This is a genomic window from Psittacicella melopsittaci, assembly GCF_003585925.1.
In the GTDB taxonomy this organism is placed as follows: domain Bacteria; phylum Pseudomonadota; class Gammaproteobacteria; order Enterobacterales; family Psittacicellaceae; genus Psittacicella; species Psittacicella melopsittaci.
Genome location: NZ_NRJH01000071.1, coordinates 1 through 4,771 on the forward strand (window position 1 = coordinate 1; position 4,771 = coordinate 4,771).

Sequence of the window (4,771 nt, forward strand, 5' to 3'; positions counted from 1 at the left end):
CATCGCCAAATTAATTTTTTTAGTGGTCTGGTAGTTCAGCTGGTTAGAATACATGCCTGTCACGCATGGGGTCGCGGGTTCGAGTCCCGTCCAGACCGCCACTTTTTATCTTCTTGGGTGGTTAGCTCAGTTGGGAGAGCATCAGCCTTACAAGCTGAGGGTCACTGGTTCGAGCCCAGTACCACCCACCATTTGTAATTGTAATTGTAATTATTTGTTAGTATATAGTAAAGCGTTCATTATAAATGAACGCTTTTTTTTATACGTAAATTATTGTAAAATAATTAAATAAAAAAATTATGGATTTATTTACCGCGATTACAACTATAGTTATTTGTTTAATTATAGTTACTTACTTAATTGATTATTTTCGCAAACATTAGGGATAGAGTCTATGTCCGAGAAAAAAGACTTTCCGCAAGTATCTAATCTGCACTATCTGGGTAAGTTAGGTATTTTTCATGTAGAGAGCGTGCATTTGCGTTTTAGTAATGGCGAGCAAAGAGAATATTTTCGTTTGGCTTCGCGTCGTGATGCCGTAACTGTAATAGCTATAGAGCAAGATCATTTACTTTGTGTGCGTGAGTTTGCAGGTGGTACTTTACAGTATGAACTTGGCTTTGTCCGTGGTGGGGTAGAACAAGGAGAAACTCCTATTGAAGCTGCTATACGTGAACTAGGCGAAGAAGTGGGTTATAAAGCTAATAAAGTTGTCCATCTTAGCACCACCTCGAGTAGTCCTGGCTATAATACAGGCTTTCATCATATAGTCTTAGCCACAGAATTAGAGCAACTTCCTGTAAAACCGCAAGGTGATGAGCCCGAACCTCTAGAGCTAATTCGTTGGCCTTTAAATGATCTTGCTGGTTTATTAGAACAAAAACATTTTCGTGATACAACGCATACTTTAGCGGTATTTGCTTTACAAGCTTATTTAGCTAATAATGCCTTAGCTAAGGCTTTGGCTTCTAAGTAAGACGTTTTCTCAATTAATTAGGTTTTTTCTAAAAATATTGATCTTTTTTGATCAGATTTTTTGCTATACAAAGCTTTCCTAGTGTATAATAAGGGAACGTTTTTAGATGTTAAGTAGTTTTGTGTCAGGTTTTAATATTTGGTTTGCGATGTGTACTACTTATTAATCTAAAGTTCTTAATTATGTGTTTTGTGTTTTGTGTTTTATAATTAAGGGCTTTAGGAATCTAAAAACATAAAAAAGTGCATTCAGATAATGAATGCACTTTTTTTATGTCTTTGTTAGAGAGAGTTCAGACTAAAACCAAGTTAAGCCTAAGAGGCAATTTGCCCAAACTAAGCCTACAAGGTAAGTTAAACGAATACTAAGATATTGTAAGAGATTACTAAGAGCGAGCATAATTATACCTCGAGGTTGTTTTTAGCACTTTGCACTAAACCATTTAACCAATCTTGGTGACCATTGATCATAGGGTTAGGTAAAGTACGAGCTAATTGTTGCGCAGGAACGCCGTTTTGGGTTTCTTGGGTAAGAATACGTACACGGTTATCAGGTAAAGCTTCGATTAACCAAGCGTGGATAACATCTAGACGTGTATCTGTACCTGGTTCACCGTCCCAACCGTGCCATGAAATACGTGCTGGTTGTTCGGCACTTGGAGCAACAAATTCAGTTACTTTTGCTTCTACTGGAAAACCAAAGGTTTTAAAGAAAAATCTTTGTTCCGCACTTAGTTGCGTAGAGTCGGTATCATAAAGTTTTATATCTGAACAGTTTTCATAATAGTGTGGCCAGTATTTAGTATCAACAAGATATTTCCATACTTGCTCAACTGTTAGACCTGCAACGATTACTTCATTTGAAGCAAAGTTATCAGTAAAACCAGGAACAAAACCTTGAGGCCAGTTAATTTGATGTAACATAATTATTTCTCCGTTGTTGTTTGTTATTTTTATTAGATTGTTGTTTTGTATTTTTATTAGTTTGTTGTTTTGTATTTTTATTTTTATGTTGTTGTTTTATTGTTAAGAAAGTTATTAGCTTAGGGTGTGTTATCTATTTCCCTTTTGCTATAACTATTATATGCCTTATAATGATATAAAGCTAATAGCATTTTTTTATATAGAATATAACTTGAGGTTATACCATAAATGTTACATCAACTGGATCTAAATCTCTTAAAAGCCTTTTACGTCCTCGGACAAGAAAAAAGCGTGAGTCGAGCAGCCCAACGCTTGTATATTAGTCAACCTGCTATGAGTAAAACTCTGGCTCGCTTACGAGAAACCTTTGACGATGAGTTATTTTTGCGTACTCCGCATGGTATAGTGCCAACGCTTAAGGCAAGTGAACTCTTGCCTCAAGTAGAACAGGTTATTCTCGCCATTGAAAACCTTTACCAAGGCAGTGAGTTTATTCCTGAGCAAGCTCAGCTCACGGTTACTATTGCCTCAACCGATTACGCCTGTCAGGCGGTAGTGCTACCGTTAATTGCGCATTTAGCTCAGGTAGCTCCTGGGATTAGAGTTTGCCAAATGAATATAGGTTCTTTAGACTCAACCCAGCTAGCTCTTGAGCAAGGCAAAATTGATTTTGCCTTGGAGACTGAGTTATACCAAGGTACGGATGTCTATATGCGTAAGCTCTATCAAGAAAAGTATGTTGTAGCTATGGGCAAAGAACATCCTTTGGCAGGCAAAGAACTAGGCTTGACAGAGTTTAGTGAGGCTAAGCATGCCTTAGTTTCTTATCATGGGGGTTCGTTTACAGGGATAGTAGATGAGGCTTTAAGCAGTTTAGGGTACCAACGCCAAGTGCAAGTATCTTTACATAGTTTTATGGCTTTGCGGGAATTGCTAGTGCACAGTGACTATTTAGCGGTAGTACCTTGGCGTTTAGTAAATAATGATCCTCGTCTTTATACTTGTGAGGCACCACTAGCGGTTCCTGGCTTTACTAAAACCTTAATTTGGCATGCTCGCACCCATAATCATCCTGTTTATGTTTGGTTGCGCGAGCAAATCTATCAGTGTAGTCAAGAGGCTTATGGCAAGCTTTAAACTAAAGCCAAAACCAAAGCAAAATCCAAAACTAAACCCAAATCCAAAATCAAAGCTAAACCAAAGCTAAACCAAAGCTAAACCAAAGCTAAACCAAAGCTAAAACAAAAGCCAAAACAAAAGCCAAAACAAAAGCCAAAACAAAAGCCAAAACGAACCCCAAAGCCCAAACCCAAACCCAAACCCAAAAACCAAAACTTCAAAAAATCAGTAAATAGCCATCACCTTGAGTGAGGCTAAGTATTGGTATATTGGTAAAATAGTAAATTGACAAATTTGCGCATTGGCAAATTAGCACTGAAGTCAAGTTAAAAGCTCTGCTAAACTACAAGCATAAAAATATCCCTTGCATCTAAAATGCAAGGGATATTTTAATGACTTAGTTATTTTGTTTTAGTCTAAATGATCTTGGATAAGTAACTCATGTAATTCTACTAGAGCTTCTTCGTTACGTAAGTACACTTGACTAGTTTCATGTACGCCTTTACGTACTTTATCTGTATCAGCTAAATGACCAATAACTTCTACTGGTACTAGACTTGCAACCCAGTCACGATTTAAGTTAACAAATTCAAGTAAGCTTTGTTTGCTTAAGAAGAATTTATTGGCAATTGAGTTGTATAAACTTAAATCAGCTTGGTGCTCTTTGAGTTTTGTTTCAAATACAGCTTTGAAGTAGTTACCAAATAATTGCGCATCATCTACAGCATAGAAAGTACCTAGATCTAAAGTGTCGTTATCTAAGTAAGCAGTTGCCGTAGCTATATCCATACCTACAGCTGTACCAAATAGTGTATTTTTTAGTAAGTAACTAATTGTTGCTTGGTAAACTTTAGTGTAGAATTCACTGTCGTTAGCTTGGTGTTTAGCACAGGTTAAAAGTAATCTATGCGCTAAAGCATAAGGTGAAGAACTAAAGTTATGGAAAATGTTATCTAAGAACTCAGGTTCTTCTTGACGAGCAAGAAGGTGCTCTACAAGTTCTAGATCACGGTGTGGATGTAATTCACCTAGTGAACGTACACTTTTATCAAAAATGTCACGGTGGTTATCAAGTAACGCCTCAGCATAAACATTTGCAGCTAAGTGTAAACGTTCTTGCCCTAGTTCACCAAACATCCCTGAAATTGAAGTTAATTCAACTACAGCAAAGAGGTGAAGATAGAACTCAGAAAGATAACGAGCAACATCTTTGTTGTCATGGTACTTATCTGGGTTAGAAGCTTTTTGTTCGGCAGTAGGTAACTCTGTATGTAAGTAAAGAGAGTTTACTGGACGACGATCAGTAAAAACGTAAGGGGCTTTAAAAAAAGCTTGAGTTAAAGCTGTGAACGCGGGGTGTTTGTTGCTCAGAAGGTAAACTTGATCACGACGAATTTTATTGCGTGTTGCTAAACGTTCAAATTTATCTAATTCTCGTAGTTGACGTGCTACGATATCAGCTGTACGTTCTTGTTGTTCAAAATTATGTGGCATACAAACTCCATGCTTTTTTTGTTTGCGTAGCTTTTGAGTTAAGAAGATGGCTAATTTTATTAACTCAAGAGTTACTATAATTAAAATAATAGCTAATCTTTATTATAATCTTATATCCTCGTAAATAAAAGTTTACAAGTAAAAAAGTTATTAGTTACTGTATTTTAAATAAAATAGAGCCTCGCAGATGCGAGGCTTTATTTAATTTGTCATGAGGAGTTTATTAAAGATTGCTCTTCATTAATGTCTATAGATTAAG

4 protein-coding genes and 2 tRNA genes are annotated in these 4,771 nt (G+C 36.5%); 4 read left to right on the top strand and 2 right to left on the bottom strand.

What is annotated here, in order from left to right; translation table 11 throughout:
* Positions 1–24 precede the first annotated feature (24 nt).
* From CJP74_RS07535 to nudE, 3 genes are all read left to right on the top strand, one after another.
* Positions 25–101, top strand: a tRNA-Asp gene (locus tag CJP74_RS07535).
* 14 nt (positions 102–115) lie between these two features.
* Positions 116–191: transfer RNA gene (locus CJP74_RS07540), tRNA-Val, on the top strand.
* A 203-nt stretch (positions 192–394) separates the two neighbouring features.
* Complete coding sequence (gene nudE, locus CJP74_RS07545) at positions 395–976, top strand: ADP compounds hydrolase NudE (protein ID WP_119497867.1); 582 nt, start codon at positions 395–397, stop codon at positions 974–976.
* 401 nt (positions 977–1,377) lie between these two features.
* Here the strand turns inward: nudE and CJP74_RS07550 are convergent, their stop codons facing one another.
* The gene (locus CJP74_RS07550; protein WP_119497869.1) at positions 1,378–1,899 is read right to left on the bottom strand and encodes an SRPBCC family protein; all 522 of its coding nucleotides are present in this window, start codon (positions 1,897–1,899) and stop codon (positions 1,378–1,380) included.
* A 228-nt stretch (positions 1,900–2,127) separates the two neighbouring features.
* On the opposite strand from CJP74_RS07550, the gene CJP74_RS07555 reads away from it, so the two are divergent.
* Complete coding sequence (locus CJP74_RS07555; RefSeq protein WP_119497871.1) at positions 2,128–3,036, top strand: LysR family transcriptional regulator; 909 nt, start codon at positions 2,128–2,130, stop codon at positions 3,034–3,036.
* A gap of 393 nt (positions 3,037–3,429) precedes the next feature.
* Here CJP74_RS07555 and CJP74_RS07565 read toward each other — a convergent pair whose 3' ends face one another.
* On the bottom strand, positions 3,430–4,512 hold the full coding sequence (locus tag CJP74_RS07565) for a hypothetical protein (RefSeq protein WP_119497873.1): 1,083 nt from the start codon (positions 4,510–4,512) through the stop codon (positions 3,430–3,432).
* Positions 4,513–4,771: the final 259 nt, after the last annotated feature.

Coding starts and splice junctions, on each gene's coding strand:
- CJP74_RS07550 (WP_119497869.1), bottom strand. CDS start 1,899: ATGTTACATCAAATTAACTGGCCTCAAGGTTTTGTTCCTGGTTTTACT.
- CJP74_RS07555 (WP_119497871.1), top strand. CDS start 2,128: ATGTTACATCAACTGGATCTAAATCTCTTAAAAGCCTTTTACGTCCTC.
- nudE (WP_119497867.1), top strand. CDS start 395: ATGTCCGAGAAAAAAGACTTTCCGCAAGTATCTAATCTGCACTATCTG.
- CJP74_RS07565 (WP_119497873.1), bottom strand. CDS start 4,512: ATGCCACATAATTTTGAACAACAAGAACGTACAGCTGATATCGTAGCA.